General features: G+C 45.9%; 19 protein-coding genes and 1 pseudogene. 11 read left to right on the forward strand and 9 right to left on the reverse strand.

Annotation, left to right across the window (positions count from 1 at the left end):
• The first annotated feature begins 183 nt into the window (after positions 1–183).
• A complete protein-coding gene (locus KY305_RS13560; protein WP_214801136.1) occupies positions 184–819 on the forward strand; it encodes an MgtC/SapB family protein in 636 nt (211 codons plus the stop codon).
• A 49-nt stretch (positions 820–868) separates the two neighbouring features.
• On the opposite strand, the pseudogene KY305_RS13565 reads toward KY305_RS13560, so the two are convergent.
• The 5 genes and pseudogenes from KY305_RS13565 to KY305_RS13585 all read right to left on the reverse strand — a co-directional run.
• Positions 869–943, reverse strand: a pseudogene (locus tag KY305_RS13565) (hypothetical protein); the annotation flags it as partial.
• Positions 944–1,035: 92 nt separating this feature from the next.
• Positions 1,036–1,209, reverse strand: coding sequence for a hypothetical protein (locus KY305_RS13570; protein WP_223062986.1), 174 nt, complete (start codon positions 1,207–1,209; stop codon positions 1,036–1,038).
• A 121-nt stretch (positions 1,210–1,330) separates the two neighbouring features.
• Complete coding sequence (locus KY305_RS13575) at positions 1,331–1,504, reverse strand: YjfB family protein (protein ID WP_214801142.1); 174 nt, start codon at positions 1,502–1,504, stop codon at positions 1,331–1,333.
• A 43-nt stretch (positions 1,505–1,547) separates the two neighbouring features.
• Positions 1,548–1,955, reverse strand: a complete 408-nt coding sequence (locus tag KY305_RS13580; protein WP_223062987.1) for a ribosomal maturation YjgA family protein — start codon at positions 1,953–1,955, stop codon at positions 1,548–1,550.
• Between the two features lie 102 nt (positions 1,956–2,057).
• Positions 2,058–2,627, reverse strand: coding sequence for a YjgB family protein (locus KY305_RS13585; RefSeq protein WP_223062988.1), 570 nt, complete (start codon positions 2,625–2,627; stop codon positions 2,058–2,060).
• Between the two features lie 125 nt (positions 2,628–2,752).
• Here KY305_RS13585 and fdhF point away from each other — a divergent pair, with 125 nt between their 5' ends.
• From fdhF to KY305_RS13605, 4 genes are all read left to right on the forward strand, one after another.
• On the forward strand, positions 2,753–5,713 hold the full coding sequence (gene fdhF / locus KY305_RS13590; RefSeq protein WP_223062989.1) for a formate dehydrogenase subunit alpha: 2,961 nt from the start codon (positions 2,753–2,755) through the stop codon (positions 5,711–5,713).
• Complete coding sequence (locus tag KY305_RS13595) at positions 5,706–6,236, forward strand: helical membrane plugin domain-containing protein (RefSeq protein ID WP_223062990.1); 531 nt, start codon at positions 5,706–5,708, stop codon at positions 6,234–6,236. The genes fdhF and KY305_RS13595 overlap by 8 nt, the downstream gene beginning before the upstream one ends.
• 205 nt (positions 6,237–6,441) lie before the next feature.
• Positions 6,442–7,632: a cytochrome P450 gene (locus KY305_RS13600; RefSeq protein ID WP_223062991.1), complete on the forward strand. Its 1,191-nt coding sequence runs from the start codon at positions 6,442–6,444 to the stop codon at positions 7,630–7,632.
• A gap of 19 nt (positions 7,633–7,651) precedes the next feature.
• On the forward strand, positions 7,652–8,836 hold the full coding sequence (locus KY305_RS13605; RefSeq protein WP_223062992.1) for a macrolide family glycosyltransferase: 1,185 nt from the start codon (positions 7,652–7,654) through the stop codon (positions 8,834–8,836).
• A 40-nt stretch (positions 8,837–8,876) separates the two neighbouring features.
• Here the strand turns inward: KY305_RS13605 and KY305_RS13610 are convergent, their stop codons facing one another.
• On the reverse strand, positions 8,877–9,062 hold the full coding sequence (locus tag KY305_RS13610) for a DUF8096 family protein (protein ID WP_053573476.1): 186 nt from the start codon (positions 9,060–9,062) through the stop codon (positions 8,877–8,879).
• A 220-nt stretch (positions 9,063–9,282) separates the two neighbouring features.
• On the opposite strand from KY305_RS13610, the gene KY305_RS13615 reads away from it, so the two are divergent.
• Positions 9,283–10,098 (forward strand): uroporphyrinogen-III synthase, encoded by an 816-nt coding sequence (locus KY305_RS13615; RefSeq protein ID WP_223062993.1) that lies wholly within the window; start codon positions 9,283–9,285, stop codon positions 10,096–10,098.
• A 31-nt stretch (positions 10,099–10,129) separates the two neighbouring features.
• Here the strand turns inward: KY305_RS13615 and KY305_RS13620 are convergent, their stop codons facing one another.
• From KY305_RS13620 to KY305_RS13630, 3 genes are read right to left on the reverse strand one after another with little or no spacing between them, the layout of a single operon-like run.
• Positions 10,130–10,882 carry an ABC transporter permease gene (locus KY305_RS13620; protein ID WP_223062994.1) on the reverse strand — a complete coding sequence of 251 codons (753 nt, stop codon included), beginning with the start codon at positions 10,880–10,882 and terminating at the stop codon, positions 10,130–10,132.
• A 1-nt stretch (position 10,883) separates the two neighbouring features.
• Entirely contained in the window at positions 10,884–11,624 is a 741-nt protein-coding gene (locus KY305_RS13625; RefSeq protein WP_223062995.1) for an ABC transporter ATP-binding protein, read from the reverse strand.
• A gap of 54 nt (positions 11,625–11,678) precedes the next feature.
• Positions 11,679–12,662: a DMT family transporter gene (locus KY305_RS13630; RefSeq protein WP_223062996.1), complete on the reverse strand. Its 984-nt coding sequence runs from the start codon at positions 12,660–12,662 to the stop codon at positions 11,679–11,681.
• 132 nt (positions 12,663–12,794) lie between these two features.
• Here KY305_RS13630 and KY305_RS13635 point away from each other — a divergent pair, with 132 nt between their 5' ends.
• The 5 genes from KY305_RS13635 to KY305_RS13655 all read left to right on the forward strand — a co-directional run bounded on the left by KY305_RS13635 (position 12,795) and on the right by KY305_RS13655 (position 18,323).
• Complete coding sequence (locus KY305_RS13635; RefSeq protein ID WP_223062997.1) at positions 12,795–13,292, forward strand: cupin domain-containing protein; 498 nt, start codon at positions 12,795–12,797, stop codon at positions 13,290–13,292.
• Between the two features lie 385 nt (positions 13,293–13,677).
• Positions 13,678–14,094 carry a helical membrane plugin domain-containing protein gene (locus KY305_RS13640; RefSeq protein WP_061523191.1) on the forward strand — a complete coding sequence of 139 codons (417 nt, stop codon included), beginning with the start codon at positions 13,678–13,680 and terminating at the stop codon, positions 14,092–14,094.
• Positions 14,095–14,136: 42 nt separating this feature from the next.
• Entirely contained in the window at positions 14,137–15,315 is a 1,179-nt protein-coding gene (locus KY305_RS13645) for an NAD(P)/FAD-dependent oxidoreductase (protein WP_223062998.1), read from the forward strand.
• Positions 15,316–15,508: 193 nt separating this feature from the next.
• On the forward strand, positions 15,509–16,906 hold the full coding sequence (gene uxaC, locus KY305_RS13650) for a glucuronate isomerase (RefSeq protein ID WP_223062999.1): 1,398 nt from the start codon (positions 15,509–15,511) through the stop codon (positions 16,904–16,906).
• 22 nt (positions 16,907–16,928) lie between these two features.
• Positions 16,929–18,323 (forward strand): glycoside-pentoside-hexuronide (GPH):cation symporter, encoded by a 1,395-nt coding sequence (locus KY305_RS13655; protein ID WP_223063000.1) that lies wholly within the window; start codon positions 16,929–16,931, stop codon positions 18,321–18,323.
• Positions 18,324–18,357 lie beyond the last annotated feature (34 nt).

Here is an 18,357-nt window from a genome sequence, read left to right on the forward strand (position 1 = left end):
TTGTCGTGCAGGCAAATAAGGCACCGGGAAACGGATGCTTTATATCCTCCGCAAATCAATAACAATAATTTAAAGAACCAAAGAATATATTTCATAAAACCTCCTTATACCGATAGTTGAAAAAAGATCACCGCATGATTGTGCTGTAAGATCGGGTAAGAAGATAAGGAAAGGGGAGAGACGATGGAACTTGATTTTGTGATTCGTTTAGCGGTTGCCGGGTTGCTTGGTGCTCTCATCGGTTTGGAAAGGGAGTTCAGGGCGAAGGAGGCCGGATTGAGGACACATTTTTTAGTTGCTGTCGGCAGCGCCTTGATGATGATTGTGTCCAAATACGGTTTTTTTGATTTGTTGTCCAAAGATCATACATCTTTTGATCCGAGCCGGGTAGCGGCACAGGTGGTTAGCGGCGTCGGATTTTTAGGGGCCGGCACAATTATTTTGCAAAGGCATGTTGTGCGCGGGCTCACGACGGCGGCGGGAATTTGGGCAACGTCTGGAATCGGCTTGACGGTCGGAGCCGGTATGTATGTCATCGGGATCAGCGGCACGATTTTAGCGTTAATCGGTCTAGAACTTTTAAATTTTCTTTTTAGATCGGCAGCCTATTCTTTAGTGATCAGCTTTCAAGCGGAGGAGCAGGCCGCTACGTATGATATTTTAAAATCACTTGAAGCGAAAGGTATTCTCATTACTTCCTATGAGCTGAATAAAGGTATTCTTGAAGTGAAGGGCAGAGCGAAAAGCAGGAGCGGAAAAGCGGCAGTGATGGAGAACGTTCAATCCGTCCCATACATGGTGTCTGTAAAGGTTGAATAGCAAAAAAAAGGGGGCAATCCCCTTTTCTGCGATTATCATACCGATTCAGACATTTGTCTAAAGCCGTGCTCAATTTGATCGTATCCGGATGGGGGAGGCCGTGTTTTTCTGCTGAAGCCGCCATTTTCTTTCTTTTAGGACAAAATTACACCATTATCCGGGCGGAAAAGGATCGGAGTACAGGTCATATTCTGTTTGGAATACGGGTGTTCAACATCAATAATACCAAGGATGGTACGGAAAATAGGGACGCGGATAATAAGGGTATGGGTACGGTCTTGGATAGTATGGATAGGGTCTCGGGTAATAATAAGGCGGGCGCGGCCTCGGATAATAATAAGGAACCCGTTCGTCACCGGGCGCAAATTCAGTTAATAAAGGATCGTACAAGAGGAAAACCTCCCTAAGAAGTTTTTATTCTTTATACCATATGCCTATTCCGCTGATATGGTGTACGTACAATTCCAAGGGAGGAGAAAAGGCTGCCAAGAATATACCTGACAGCCTTTTTTTATACCTTCAGATCGATAGAATGGCCGGATGTCGGATGCTGGGGGGAGAGCATTTTCACAGTCTCCTCCGAAGCAGTCTGAGCATTTTGTAAGACCGTTTTTGTTAAAGCGATGTTTACATTTTGCGCCAGAGATGTCTGGTGCATAGCGATTGATAATGCGGGAATGTCCACAAATTCCACCTCCTTATTTCTTCATATCGGCAGCTTACGCCAATTATAAAGAGAGCCCCCGGCTTCTTTTGCTTTTCATTGTCCATTCTAGAAAGGCAGAAGCGCACACCCCGGCTGTATATGCGATGATGTCACTCCAAACAAATTCATAGCCAAGGACGAGCCCGCCGAGCGGATTGTTTCTGATGGCGTCGATCCACGCCGCGTGATACAGCTGGCTGCATTCAATCAGATAGCAAAACGAAAGGCTTATAACAGCGGTTGTTTTTGTTTGTGTGTGCCGAAACAGGAAACCGCATCCCGTAAAGATCATCGCGGCCCACAGAGCATCCCCCAGATAAGCGTTTACAGCATAGGGAAGCAGGGCAGTCATATATGCTGTTCTGGATAATAAGCCGAGCGCAATGATGAGTATGGTCAAAGCGCCATATGCCAATCGATTTCTTCTCACGTCACTTGTTCCCCTTTACACAGGTTCTCCCATGTATTGTAAGGAATTATGGATAAGCTGTCTATGAAAAACAGCGGCTCCAAGGCCGCTGTTTTATTTGTGCTATCTGGCTTTTACATTCACATGATCGGCTTTTTGTCCGCTGCCGATGACAAAATGGAGTTCGTAATGCCCTGTATTGTAAACATAATCCGTTTCACCAGTTCCCGGTACGGCAAGGATTTTATCGGCGCTGCCGATTTGTTTGCTTAAGACGTCAGGTGTTACGCTGCCAAGGTTAAAGCGGCGTTCAACACCGGTGCCGAAATAGCGGATTTCTGAGATTGTTCCGTTTTTGCGGTAGGAAAATCCATAGCCGGGATGTCCCATATTCCAGCTGTACAGGTCAAATGGATTGCTGCCGTCCGCTTTCCGTTCAGGCTCGCCGATTTTATCATACACATCCTGCTTTGTGCTTTGATTTATTTTCAAGCCTTTAACGTCTTGCGGCATTTCTCCTTTGAAGGCTGATTGATAAAGGCGGTTCACCAGCTCTTTTGCACTTTGTTCAGGTGTCTCTGAAGCAGCCGCGGCATGAACGGGCTCTGAATCAGAAAACGCTTCGGCACCGAAAACGGTTCCTGTCAGGATAACTGCCGATAACCCCGTGATGAGCGGTTTTTTCTTCAACATATGCTAATGCCTCCTTTTTTTCTCTTGTACCCGAAGGTCTTCCGGGCTAAACGCGATGTTTTACTGAATGGCCGGTTGGGGAATCATAAATGATGTATAAAGGGGTGCAGAAAGGGGAAATCAAAATGCCTGATACAAAGAAGGTAACAATCAATGGTGTTGAGATGGAGGCGGCAGACGGACAAACCGTGCTGCAGCTTTTAAACAACAGCTCAATCGAAGTGCCGCAAGTATGCTATCATCCAAGCCTTGGCCCGATTGAGACGTGTGACACCTGTATCGTTAATGTAAATGGAGAATTGGTGAGATCCTGCTCAGCGAACATAAAGGACGGAGATGTAATTGACACACTTTCGTCAGATGTGAAAAAAGCGCAAATTATCGGCATGGACAAGATTTTATATAACCATGAATTATATTGTACGGTTTGCGATTACAACAATGGGGGATGCGAAGTACATAACACGGTGAAAGAAATGAGAATCAACCACCAAAGCATTCCGTTTGATCAAAAGCCGTACCACAAAGACGAATCAAATCCGTTTTACCGATATGATCCTGATCAGTGTATTTTATGCGGACGCTGCGTTGAAGCGTGTCAAGACGTACAGGTCACCGAAACCCTTACGATAGATTGGGAGCGCAAACGCCCGCGGGTCATTTGGGACAATGATGTGCCGATCAATGAATCTTCATGTGTGTCTTGCGGGCACTGTTCAACGGTCTGTCCGTGCAATGCCATGATGGAAAAAGGAATGGAAGGCGAGGCGGGGTATTTAACAGGCATCAATAAAGAGACGCTTCGTCCGATGATTGACATCACAAAAGGCGTTGAAACCGGATACGGCTCCATCCTTGCCATATCAGACATGGAATCAGCCATGCGAGACGAAAGAATCAAAAAAACGAAAACCGTGTGTACGTATTGCGGTGTCGGCTGCAGCTTTGATATATGGACGAAAGGAAGAGACATATTAAAGGTTGAACCGCAGACGGAGGCGCCTGCCAACGGAATTTCAACATGTGTCAAAGGGAAGTTCGGCTGGGATTTCGTCAATAGTGAAGAGCGTCTCACTAAACCGCTGATCCGCGAAGGAGACTCGTTTCGGGAGGCGGAATGGGAGGAAGCGCTTGAGCTGATTGCCGATAAATTTACCGATATCAAAGAAACATTCGGCCCTGACGCCCTTGCCTTTATTACATCTTCGAAGTGCACCAATGAAGAATCGTACTTAATGCAAAAGCTTGCAAGGGCCGTCATCGGAACCAACAATGTCGATAACTGTTCACGCTACTGCCAATCTCCCGCGACAGCCGGATTGTTCAGAACGGTCGGCTACGGCGGTGATTCAGGATCCATTAAAGACATTGAAAAAGCGGGGCTTGTGCTGATTATCGGCTCAAATACATCTGAATCGCACCCCGTCTTATCCACCAGGATTAAACGTTCACATAAGCTGCACGGACAAAAGCTGATTGTCGCTGATTTGAGAAAACATGAGATGGCTGAGCGTTCAGACCTGTTCTTCCAGCCGCGCGCGGGATCTGACATCGTATGGCTCAACGCCGTTTCGAAATACTTGCTCGATCATGATATGGCGGATTCGGAATTTTTGCGTGAACGGGTTAATGGGATAGATGAGTTTGTGGAGAGCCTCGAGCCGTACACGATGGAATACGCTGAAAAACATACCGGCGTCGCCAAGGACACATTGATCAAAATCGCCCATATGATTCATGAGGCCGGCAGTGTGTGCGCACTGTGGGCGATGGGTGTCACCCAGCATATCGGAGGCAGTGATACGAGCACCGCTATTTCTAATTTGCTTCTGGTGACCGGCAACTACGGAAAACCGGGTTCCGGCTCTTATCCGCTGCGCGGCCATAATAACGTGCAGGGGGCCAGTGATTTTGGCAGTATGCCGGACAGCTTCCCGGGGTATGAAAAAGTAACGGACGAAAAGGCCCGCAAAAAATACGAGCGGGGCTGGGGAACGGATCTCCCGAAAGAAATCGGCATGACAAACCATGAAATGATTGAGGGCATCCATTCAGGAAAGCTGAAATCAATGTACTTGAAAGGCGAAGAGATGGGGCTTGTTGATTCTAATATTAATCACGTCCACGCTGCGTTTGAAAAGCTTGATTTCTTCGTTGTACAGGATATCTTTCTGTCACGTACGGCTGAGTTTGCCGATGTGGTGCTTCCCGCAAGCCCGAGCCTTGAAAAAGAAGGCACATTTACTAATACGGAACGCCGGGTGCAGCGCCTTTACGAAGTATTTGAGCCGCTTGGCGACTCAAAACCGGATTGGAAAATCATTATGGATGTCGCAAATCGGTTAGGCGCAAATTGGCATTACGAGCATCCCGCGGACATCATGGAAGAAGCAGCGATGCTTTCACCGCTTTATGCCGGAGTCACATATGAACGTCTTGAAGGCTATAAATCTCTGCAGTGGCCGGTCGGGGCTGACGGAACCGATTCACCGCTTTTATTTACGGACAAATTTCCGTTTTCTGACGGCAAGGCGATTCTCTATCCCGTTCAGTGGACGGAGCCGAAGGAATTTGATGAACAATACGATATCCATGTAAATAACGGCCGTCTGCTTGAGCATTTTCATGAAGGCAACCTTACTTATAAATCAAAAGGGATTTCTGAAAAAACACCGAGTGTGTTTTTAGAAGTATCGCCTGAATTGGCAGAAGAAAGAGGGCTTGAAGACGGAACGCTCGTCCGCCTGACATCACCGTATGGGAATGTGAAGGTCAAATGCGTCATCACAGACCGTGTCAAAGGCAAGCAAGTGTATTTGCCGATGAACGATTCGAATGATGCAGCCGTCAATCTGTTAACGAGCAGCTATGCTGATAAGGATACTGATACACCGGCCTATAAAGAAACATCCGCCAAGATGGAAATCTTAAAGAAAGAAGGCATCAATCCGCTGCCGAAAATCAATTTCCGCCACGGAAACCCGCAGCCGCAGATCGGAGTTCAAGTCCAGCGGAAATGGGCGCGGAAGGATTATGTGTTTCCGGGAGACGCGGTAAAAAGGGGGAAAAAGCAAAACAATGGCTAAGGCGATCAAGACCATTCGCAAACAGACCGTAACGGACGAGGAGAAACGCAGGCGGGATTTAGAAGAAATTGAGACTGCCCTTTTAAACAATAAGGACGCTATTTTAGAATCCCTGCACATTCTTCATCATATGAATGAGCGCGGCGTTTTGGCCCTTCTGCGGGGGCTTTTCGGACAGGGAGACAAAGTGATGGACATTATGGTGAAGAAAGCTGACACGCCAGAAACCGCCAATACGTTAAAGAACCTCCTGCTCCTGACAGGCGTGCTCGGCATGATTGATGTTAAACAGCTTGAGCCTTTCATCGTCAAAATCAACGCGGGCGTAACAAAGGCTGTTGAAGAAAAAGACGATGATAAGAAGACAGGTTATTTTGATATCGTCCGCGCTTTGAAAGACCCGGACATCAACAAGGCCGTCACCCTGCTGTTTTCTTTTTTAAAGGGAATGGGCGGGGATACAAGTGATATGGAGAGAAACACGCAGCCTCCCGAAAATCAAAAGCACCATACAAATGAGTAACGATCATTCCCGAGCCTGAAGGCGGCTCGGGTTTTTTGTGCGCTGTGAACGGTTTCTTGGGATAAATTTCACGCCCGTTGTTATGACTTTTGTTGTGTTATGTTAATAGTTAAGGTTATGAATAGAAAAAAATTGAAAAGATGTGCTACGATAAAAATCAAGGCGTCAAAAGTTCAAAAATTGACACAATCAGGAGTGAGAAAACATGAGCAAGCTTAAGAATCCGAGACAAGCGATCCAGAGAACCCTGATGAAAGGAAAGAACGGCCTAGACGCATATGACCCTTTTTCGTGGTACGAAGAAATGAGGCGGGAAAACCCCGTTCATTTTGATGAAGAAAACAAGGTATGGAGCGTGTTTTTGTATGATGATGTAAAAAAAGTCATTGGTGATAAAGAGGCATTCTCCAGCTATATGCCGCAAATGACCAGTTCGATCGGAAATTCCATTCTGAATATGGACCCGCCAAAGCATACCCGTATCAGATCAGCCGTCAATCGCGCTTTTACTCCCCGGGTTTTGAAAGAATGGGAGCCGAGAATTCAGCAAATCACCGATGACCTGCTGAAACAGGCACAGGGCAGGGGAAGCATTGATATTGTGAAAGATTTATCTTATCCTTTGCCGGTCATCGTGATTTCGGAGTTATTGGGTGTTCCGTCCGAGCATATGGACCAATTTAAAGAATGGTCGGACATTCTTGTCAGCACGCCTAAGGATGACAGTCCTGAAGCGGCGAAAGTGAATCAGCAAGAACGGGATCAATGTGAGCGGGAACTGGCCTCATTTTTTGCAAGGATTATAGAAGAAAAAAGAAAACAGCCCGGCCAGGATATTATTTCTATTTTAATTAAAGCGGAAGGAGAAAAGCTCTCAGGAGAAGATCTGATCCCGTTTTGCACCTTGCTTTTGGTGGCGGGAAATGAAACAACGACCAATCTCATCTCCAATACGGTATACAGCATATTAGAAACACCGGGACTTTACGAAGAGCTGAGACAGGATCCTTCGCTCATCCCGCTGGTCATTGAAGAAACGTTGCGTTTTCGCGCTCCCGCTCCGTTTGTCCGGAGAACGGTCAAACACGATATTGAGCTGAGCGGCCGCCTCTTGAAGAGCGGGGAAATGGTTCTTGGTTATATTGCGTCTGCAAATCGTGATGAGAAGAAATTCGAGCATGCCGAAGTGTTTGATATCCGCCGTCAACCGAATCCGCACCTTTCTTTTGGATTCGGCATTCATTTTTGTTTAGGCGCGCCGCTTGCCAGGCTGGAAGCAGAAGTCGCGCTGAGAGGGCTTTTAAAAACATATCACAAGCTGAAGCCCGTCCGGATTGAGCCGATTCAAAACAGCGTCATGTACGGCTTAACAGCATTTGAACTTAAGACAAATTAAAATAGGGGAGAAGAAAACCATGAAAAAAAATCACATTGCCATTATCAATGTGGCCGCTCACGGCCATGTCAATCCCACATTGCCGGTAGCGGAGGAGCTTGTCAAACTAGGGCATAGAGTTACATATGCTACGACGGAGGACTTCGCACATGCCGTTTCACAAACCGGCGCCGTCCCGGTTTTATACCGCACGAGCATTAAGCCTGACCCTAAGACAATAAAAGAGCAGGTGAATAAAAGCGATGCCTTTGTGATGTTTTTGAAAGAAGCGGCTGATGTGCTCCCGCAGCTGGAAGAACTGTACAAAGATGATCTCCCCGACGCCGTTCTTTATGATTTTCTCGCTCTTTCCGGAAGATTGTTTTCCGACAAATGCGGCATTCCGGCTGTGAAATTCTGCCCGAGTTATGCGATGAATGAGCATTTTCAAATAAAAAAAGACCAAAATATAATTGAAGCGGCAAAACAAGCGATAGAGGAGTATCAGGAAGAGGTCGAAAATGAGCAAGTGAAACATATGACCATGGAAGAATTCTTTAAGCCTGAAAAACTGAATATCGTCTTTATGCCGAGGGCATTTCAGCCGAAACAAGAAACCTTTGATGACAGCTTCTGTTTTGTGGGCCCGTCTCTTGGTGAACGCACAAATACAGGAAGTCTGGAGCTTGAGAATGCCGATGACCGGCCGCTTATGCTCATTTCACTCGGAACGGCATTTAATGCATGGCCTGAATTTTATCAAATGTGCATTGACGCATTTCGGGATTCAAAATGGCGTGTCGTCATGTCAGTCGGCACATCAATTGATCCGGAAAGCTTTACCGATGTGCCTGATCACTTTATCATCCGCCAGCACGTCCCGCAGCTTGATATATTGGAAAAAGCCCGGCTCTTCGTTTCTCACGGCGGGATGAACAGTACGATGGAAGCGATGAATGCGGGTGTCCCGCTCGTTGTGGTTCCGCAAATGCAAGAACAAGAGGTAACCGCCATGCGCGTAGATGAACTGGGCCTCGGTGTCCATCTGCCGCCGAAAGAGGTCAGTGTGTCCCGTTTGCAAAAAGACGTTCAGAAGGTTTACCAAGATAAAAACATCCTCAGCCGGGTGAAAAACATGCAGCAGAAAATTGAAGAAACCGGCGGCGCTAAACAGGCTGCAGCCGCAATTGAAGATTTTATAAAAGAGGCGGTTGTGGAAAATTGATATGTAAACAGGCAGCGGACAGATTCCGCTGCCTGTTTTGTTAAATGTTTTTCTTCATCCCGCATCTCCGGCATTCCCGCAAAAATTTTCCGCCTTTTACCGAGCTTTTAAACAGTGTATAGTCACAATTATCACAGCGTCCGCTATGCGCGTCAGGATATTCGTTAAACTCATAAATCACTGATGTATCATACCCTTTTGTTTCAAACTCTTTTTTCGTTTCCATTATTGAAAACCCCTCCGCCAATCTAATCGTTCTGCGGTTAATCATACAGCAACCGCATGCGGGATTCAACGGGGGCTGTCTTGATTTTCCCTCACGATTGCGTAAAAATAAATGATATCATCAATAGAAATGGATGAGCAAAATTGAGAGAGAATCGGATGGCCAGTTTTCAGAAAAACCGAGCGGCTGTCCGGCATCTGAAGGGAAGAGGAGTACAGCGATGGGAAAAGGATTGAACGGTAAGCGGATTGCAATCGGCGGTTCGCGGAAAACAGAAGAAATCAGCACATTAATTGAAAAACAAGGCGGCACCGCAGTTATCCGCTCCCTCCAAGGGACCGTGTACCTGGCCGAAGAACAAATTGAACCCGATGTGCGGAGATTTGTTAAAGAAAAAGCAGATTGGGCCATATTTACAACCGGAATCGGAATGGAAACCTTACGATCAGTTTCAGAAAAAATCGGTCTGAAAGAAGAGTTTCTGCTGGCCATCCAACAAGCAAAAATAGGCTGCAGAGGCTATAAAACCTTTGCAGCTCTGAAAAAACTCGGCATGACACCGTCAGCTTCAGATGAAGACGGAACAACAAGAGGGCTGATCCGTTCTCTGGAGCGGTTTGAGTTCCAAGGGCAAAAGGTAATGATACAGCTCCATGGTGAGAAAGCACCTGTGTTAACAGATTTTCTTGAGGGAAAGGGAGCGCAGGTTTTCCCTATCCTGCCTTATCAGCACATTCCGCCTGAAAGGGAAACCGTTGATAAGCTGTGCCGGGAGCTGATGAACCATGAAATTGACGCGGTGTGTTTTACGACAGCCATTCAAGTGCGCTCCCTTTTTGATTATGCAAGAGAGAAAGGGATAGCCAATGAAATAAAACAAGTATTCGAAGAACGCGTTCTGGCTGCGGCTGTCGGAAAAGTGACCGCTGAAGCCATTCGCGATGAAGGGATAATGAGGCTCCTTGCTCCGGAAATTGAGCGGATGGGGGCGATGATTATCGAGCTGTCCCGTTACTATGAATCTCTCAACTCCTGATGATTCAATAGGGAAAGAGCCTGCTCTTTTCCTATTGAATTTTTTTTAACTGCCAGTGAGCTGTGAAAAGGGAAGGGTAAGTCAAGGTGCTTAATATGACACATGTCAGCAGGGCGGAGGCCATGGTCGTAAAAACGATCAGCAATTGAAAGCGCACCGCCTGTATAGGATCTGCGCCGGCTAAAATCTGTCCCGTCATCATGCCGGGAAGCTGGACGAGGCCTAATGTTTTCTGGCTTTCAAGCGTCGGAATCATACTGAGCTTCATACTCGACGTTAAAATGTGCCGGATTGCCTGCTTAGGTGTTCCGCCAAGAGAAAGAACCAATTGAATCTCTTCTTTCCGCATTTCAGCCTCTGATCCGAGGCGGTTTAAAAACAAGCTCGACAGCACCATAGAATTTCCGATCACCATACCGCTTATCGGGATGACATATCGTGAGGTGAAAGGAATGATGTGAAGGGCCAATAAAATTCCCTGTGTTACAATTTCTACGATAGCCAGCGTCAGGAAAACACGCCAAAATGAGCCGATCTGCATTTTTTTTCGTTTCACGACATTTTGCGAGGCGGCAGTAAGCATGAGAAGCACCATTAAAATGATAAACACCGGGTGATCGCCGTGAAAAATCAGCGATAGGATATAACCGATAATTAAAAGCTGTATTACCGCCCTTACGGTTGCGATGATCATATCCTTTTCTACGCCGGCTTTAAAAGATTTAGATAAAAATAAAGCGATGATGACAAAAACACTGGTAAATAAAAGAGAAAGATAATCCATATTATCGGCCGCTCCCTTGTAAAAGCGCTCTGGCCGCTTCGTGTTTCGGATCTTTAAAAAATGTTTCGGTGTCTGCGGTTTCTAAAAGCCGCCCTTCCGCCATAAACCATATCGTATCGGATATCCGTTCGGCTTGTTCGAGGTTATGGGTAATCCATAAGACAGTCAGCTTTTTTTGCTGATGCCAGCTCGTAATAAGTTTCTCAATCACGAGAACCGATGCAGGGTCTAAAGCGGACGTGATTTCATCCAGCAGCAAAATGGACGGCGGATTCGCAAGCGTTCTGGCTAATGAAAGCTTTTGGCGCTGTCCGCCTGACAATTCTTTTGCGTTTCGATCCAGCAGCTCGTAAGGAAGATCTGTAAAATCGGCAAGCTCTTCAGGTGTATAAGCCTGTGTCTGATGGAGCTTTTCCGCGAGCAGGAGGTTGTCCCGCACCGTACCCTCTATGACAGGAGCAGACTGGAAAGCAAGCCCGGCCGTTTTTCTGAGCTCTTTGATATCCCAATTCCTTACCTCTTTTCCGAATACAAGCACTTCGCCCTTATCCGGTGAATTCATAAGGCTGCACAGCGACAGCAGCGTGCTTTTCCCTGAACCCGACGGCCCTATGATGGCCGTTATCGAGCCATTTCGAATATGACCTGTTACATCGCGCAGTACGTCATAGCGGGTATCGTTTTGTTCGTAGCTTTTATTGACTGACAGAAAAGAAATTGCGGGAATGTGTTCTTCATTCATAGAGTATTACACCTTTCATAGGAGAGCCGTATGGAAACGGCTCTTTTAAAAAAATTAGGATTCTGTGAGATTGGCTGACGGTTTCTCCGCAGGTTTCGGACTTGGTTGATGGGAAGCGAAAGTATGCATAACCATTCCGGCAATAATAATGAATAACCCGGCAAAAGAAAGAAGTGACGGGAAAGCCGCGGATAAAAAGACGATTTCGCCAATCAGAGCGAAAAGAACCTCGCCCGACTGCGTCGCCTCGACAGCGGCAAGTTTTTGCGGCTCGTTTCTTACCAGGTCAGTGGCCCGGAAAAATAAAACGGTCGCGATAATTCCTGAGCTGACAGCGACGATAAAGGACTGAAACGTCTGGCCCGGAGCCGGAAGACCGTCTGAATGCCATCCGAAAGCTGCGATTAGCAGCCAGAAAGGAAGGCTTGCAAGCGTCATGCCGAGCACGCGCTGAAACGTATCGAGTTTTCCTCCGTATTGTTCAAGCATTTTGCGGTTGCCGAGGGGATAGGCAAAAGCTGCGATCACGACTGGCACAACACTGAATAAAAGCGTGCGGCCCGATAGTGAGCCAGCATGCTGAAGCTGAATCAGCCCGGCTCCGATCAAGATAATGACGGAAGTAACAAGTGAGATAAGAGGAATCTTTTGCCTAACAAAAATTGGGCCGGCAGGTGAATCTTTTTTCTCATAGAAAAAAGGAGATAACAGCACTCCGGCGACAATCGTAATCTGCCACGTGCCGGCGATGAGCCAGCCGGGGCCGTAAGCTGCCGCAAAGGTAATCGGTGCGTAAAAAAGCACGAAACCGATAAAGCTCCACTTCAGCCAAAAAAACGGCTTGCTCCGCATTTCAAGCCAAAGCGGCCCCCATTTCCCTTTTGCCGCAACAATCATAAATAAAAACGGAACCATAAAAATGAAGCGCAGGGAAGAGCTCCACATCCAGCTCCCGCCTGACAGCTCCATTGCCCTGTTTAAAATAAAAGTAACTGCAAAAAACAGAGATGACAATATTCCGAGCACAATTGCTTTCATTAAAATCCCTCATTTTGGCACATTATTTTTTATACTATACTATTCACCGGAATGCTTCGCAATGGAATATCAAAAAATAGCGTTTTAACCGACGAAGAATTGTGGAATACAAAATAGTACGGAGGTGATACCATGCAGAAAGAGGACATCCAAACATTTTATTTTGAAGATGACGGACGCATCCCGAACAACCCCGAGCTCCCGCTTGTGATTTATAAAGGGATCTTCGATGGTGATACGGTAAAGAAAGCGGAGAAAATCCTCCGTCAACATGACTGGTCAAACAGCTGGACGGGAGGTGTATTTCCTTATCATCATTTTCACAGCACAACTCATGAAGTTCTTATTACGATAAAAGGCAGCGCTGTTTTGAGATTCGGAGGCGAAAACGGAACCGATATCAGCGTTCAAACGGGAGATGCTGCGGTCATTCCTGCCGGAACCGGCCACAAAAAAATGACCGGAAGTTCTGATTTTACGGTTATGGGTGCTTATCCCGGCGGCCGGAAGTATGATATAAAAACAGAAAAAAGTGAAAGCGCAGTAAAAGAAATCAGCCGCGTCCCGCTTCCGAAGCATGACCCTTTTACGGGACATAAAGCGCCGCTTTTAGAGATTTGGGACAAATGACAGGAGAGAAACGGATTGCCTGTAAAAAAATAGTGTCAAAGAAACGTTATAACTCTGCCTCCATATAAATAATTTCATAAACGAAACAATTCACGTTCAAATTTTGTTCAAAAAGTGTTATCATATAGAAGTAAATCAAATTGGGGTTTTTTATGTTTGCTATTTTCAGAGAGGAAAAAGGAATTTTGACTTATTCAATTGTTTTTGTTGATATAAAAATAATACTGAATATGGCAAAGTGAAAAACTGGGTAGTAAACATTTATTTTTGTAAATGATTGTGCATGAATTCACAATCCTGTTTTTTCATGCTTTCTGCGTGAAATGGGGAAGGCTACCCTTTCCAAAAAAATCAGCATACTGCTTATAGTAAAGGAGAATCGGATATGCCAGAAACAATCGATCAAACAAATGAATCTGTCAGCCAAGGCCAACGCGATCTCATTGATCAGCTGTTAAAACCGGAAGTTCAAGAATCACTGACTGCTTTAGTAGACCAGCTTCCAAAACTGACTGAGTTAGTTAATATTTTAACGAAGTCTTACGATTTTGCACAGTCTGTAGCGACAGACGAAGTATTGAAGAGCGATACAGTGGGTGCGCTTACAGAAATTCTTGAGCCTGTGAAAGAAACAGCGAAAGAAGTGGCTGCTACTGCGATCGAAGCAAAAGACCGCGCGGATGCAAGCAATGAAGTGATCGGAATTTTCGGCCTGCTGAAAATGCTGAAAGACCCACAGGCGCAAAAGCTTTTCCGTTTTGCTCAAAGCTACCTGCAAATCATGTCTGAAAAACAAAAATAATCAACTACCGCACAAATTGATATAAAGGACGGAGGATATACGATGTCAAAACATATTGTCATTTTAGGCGCTGGTTACGGCGGAATTCTTTCTGCTCTAACCGTTCGCAAACATTACAGTAAAGATGAAGCCCGTGTAACCGTTGTGAACAAATACCCGACTCACCAAATCATTACGGAATTGCACCGTCTTGCAGCCGGAAACGTATCTGAACAAGCGGTTGCTATGCCGCTTGAAAAACTTTTAAAAGGTAAGGACGTTGATCTTAAAATCGCGGAAGTCAGCTCTTTCTCAGTTGATAAGAAAGAAGTTGCGCTTAGTGACGGTTCTAAATTAACATATGACGCCCTTGTTGTCGGTCTTGGTTCAGTGACGGCTTATTTCGGCATTCCTGGCCTCGAAGAAAACAGCATGGTGCTGAAATCTGCGGCTGATGCCAATAAAGTCTACAATCACGTGGAAGACCGTGTGCGTGAGTACTCTAAAACGAAAAACGAAGCTGATGCAACAATTCTTATCGGCGGCGGCGGTTTAACAGGCGTCGAGCTTGTCGGTGAGCTTGCTGACATCATGCCGAACCTGGCGAAAAAATACGGCGTAGATCCAAAAGAAATCAAACTGAAATTGGTTGAAGCAGGTCCGAAAATCCTTCCTGTTCTTCCGGATGATCTTATCGAACGCGCGACAGCAAGCCTTGAAAAACGCGGCGTTGAGTTCTTAACAGGTCTTCCTGTTACAAATGTTGAAGGAAACGTAATTGATCTGAAAGACGGATCAAAAGTCGTTGCTAACACGTTTGTCTGGACAGGCGGCGTACAAGGAAACCCATTAGTCGGCGAATCAGGTCTTGAAGTGAACCGCGGACGCGCGACAGTTAACGATTTCTTACAATCTACTTCTCACGAAGATGTATTTGTTGCCGGAGACAGCGCGGTATACTTCGCACCGGACGGCCGTCCGTACCCGCCGACAGCGCAAATCGCTTGGCAAATGGGTGAGCTGATCGGTTACAACCTATTCGCTTACTTAGAAGGAAAAACGCTTGAAACATTCAAGCCTGTAAACTCTGGTACGCTTGCAAGCCTCGGCCGTAAAGACGCTGTTGCCATTATTGGAGCGAACTCTACTCCGCTGAAAGGCCTTCCTGCATCTTTAATGAAAGAAGCTAGTAACGTACGTTACTTAACACATATTAAAGGGTTATTCAGTCTCGCTTACTAATCCTTTAGTTGTTTAAAGACATTGCCCGGCGCTCTGAATTCAGAGCCTGACGGCAATGTCTTTTTTTTCTGTAATAAGAGGTGATGGATTATTTTGAAAAATCAAATAAAAGTGATTGATATATGAAAAAGAGAAAGATAAAATGAAAAGGAATCGTTTTGTTAACGTTAACATTATTAGAAAGGGTGAGAAGATGAAAGCATTTATGGGAACCGATTTTTTACTGGATAATGAAACCGCTGTCAAACTGTACAAAGAATATGCGGAAGGAATGCCGATTATTGATTATCACTGTCACTTAAGCCCCAAGGAAATCTATGAAAATAAAACATTCGCTACGATTACGGAGGCATGGCTTTACGGTGATCACTACAAGTGGCGCCTCATGAGAGCGAATGGTGTTGAGGAGCGCTTCATTACCGGAAGCGCTGCAGATGAAGAGAAGTTTGCGGCTTGGGCAAAAACAGTGCCGATGGCAATAGGAAACCCGCTGTACAGCTGGACTCATTTAGAGCTGCAGCATTTCTTCGGCATTTATGACGTGCTGAATGAAAAAACAGCCGACTCTATTTGGAAAAAAACGAACGCCTTGCTGCAAGGAGAAGGTTTTGGCGCAAGGGACCTCATTTTAAAATCGAATGTAAAAGTCATTTGCACAACAGATGATCCCGTTGATTCGCTGGAATATCATATGCTGTTAAAAGAAAGCGATTTCCCTGTAAAAGTTTTACCGGGATTCCGCCCGGATAAAGGGCTCGAGATCAGCCGGCCGGGTTTTGCCGAGTGGGTTAAGGCGCTTGAGAAAGCTGCGGGAATCTCCATCACTTCCTATAAAACGTTTTTAGAAGCGTTAGAATCACGTGTGCGTTTTTTCCATGCTGCCGGCGGAAGGGTGTCCGATCACGCCTTAGATCAAATGGTATATGCCGAAACAACCGAAGACGAAGCGGCAGGCATTTTTGCTGCCGGATTAAGCGGAGGGCATGTGTCTTTTAAAGACGAAATGAAATTTAAAACATGGACGCTGCAATTTCTTTGCGGTCTGTACGCTGAACTGGACTGGGCGATGCAGTTTCATATCAACGCATTAAGAAACACAAATACGAGAATGTTCAATACCCTCGGTCCTGACACAGGCTATGACTCGATAAATGATGAACATATCGCAAAACCTCTGGCACAGCTTCTAAACTCCGCAGAAATGAAACAGCAATTGCCAAAAACCATTTTATATTCACTGAATCCTAACGATAACTATATTATTGCCAGCATGATGAACAGCTTTCAGGATGGAAAAACGCCGGGGAAAATTCAATTCGGCACAGCTTGGTGGTTTAATGATACGAAGGACGGAATGCTGCAACAGATGAAAGCATTATCAAATACAGGGCTTTTCAGCAGCTTTATCGGCATGCTTACTGACTCAAGAAGTTTCTTGTCCTATACACGCCACGAATACTTCAGGCGGATTGTCTGCAGCCTGATCGGCACCTGGGCAGAGAATGGGGAAGCGCCTTACGATATGGAGCTTTTAGGGGGAATTGTCGAGGGAATTTGCTGCCGGAATGCACAGGAATATTTCGGTTTTTAAAATTTAACCGGAGAGGTGACTTATGAATAATGTGCCTGTCGCTGCAGCATCACCCGCAGAAGTGAAAGGACATAAGCTGAGCTTAAAGGAAAAAGTGTCCTACGGTTTCGGAGATTTCGGAAACGGATTTATGTTTGACCTTGGGCAAATATATCTGCTGAAATTTTTCACCGATGTTGCAGGCATCCCGGCAGCCTTCGCCGGCAGTATATTTTTAGTCAGCAAGCTGTTCGCGGCTGTAACTGATCCGATTGTCGGCTCGGCTATTGATTACAGAAAAAATATCGGTCCGAGGGGGAAGTTCAGGCCGTATTTGTTATTCGGAAGTATTGTTCTTGCGATCCTGACCGTATTGATTTTTGTCTCACCGGATGTGTCAGTAACGTGGAAGCTCGTCTATGCTTATGCATCCTACATGCTTTGGGGTGTCGCCTATTCTTTCGTCAACATCCCGTACGGGTCACTCGGCGCCGCCATTACACAGGATGCGGAGGACAGAACCGCGCTCTCCGCATTTCGGCAGATCGGATCGCTTGGGGCGCTATTGATTACGAGTGTCATCGTTATCCCGATCCTCGTTCAATTCGATAACATTCACATCGGATACCCCGCTGTCATGGGGATGATGGCCGTCATCGGGATCGCAGGTTTTATGATCTGTTATCGAAATTGTAAAGAAAGAATCATCGTCCGCGACGCCCCGAAGGAAAAGCTGTCTGCGGGGGGCGTTCTAAAAAGCTTTATCGGCAATAAACCTTTATTGACAGTCGTTTTTATGACGATTTTTTCGATATCGGCTTATAACATTAAATCAGCAATGCTTGTGTATTTCGCGCAGTACAATCTTCACAACGCAGAGCTTATGTCCTACATGAGTTTTATAATTATCGGATCTTCTTTTTTGGGCGTTCTGTTTCTGCCGAAGCTTGTCAAACGGTTTGGAAAAAAGCAAACGGTAATCATCGGTTTTGCCGTCAGTGCCGCCGCTGATGCAGTGAATTTCTGTCTGCCGGCAAATGTATACGTTTTTACGATTTTAGCGAGCATTGCTTTTATCGGCATCAGCATTCCGAACGGCATCACGTGGGCGCTTGTGTCAGATATTATTGATTACGGCGAATGGAAAACGGGCGAGCGGAAAGAAGCCACCACCTATTCGCTGTTTAATTTCTCAAGAAAGCTGGCCCAATCTTTGTCCGGTTTTCTTTCAGGTGTTGGGCTGAGCTTAATCGGCTACGTCCCAAATGTCTCCCAAACAGCCGGCACCTTAATAGGAATAAAAGGCCTGCTGCTTTTATATCCCGCTGCCGCTTTACTGTGCGCCATGCTGATCATCGGTTTCATGTATAAACTGACAGACAAACAGCACGCAGAACTCGTTCAGGAGTTAAACAGCGCCAAACCTCATCATTTGTGATTTTAAGGGCCCTCCATTAATGGTACAATAGAAA

The sequence above is a fragment of the Bacillus sp. YC2 genome (genome assembly GCF_019891195.1).
Classification (GTDB): domain Bacteria; phylum Bacillota; class Bacilli; order Bacillales; family Bacillaceae; genus Bacillus.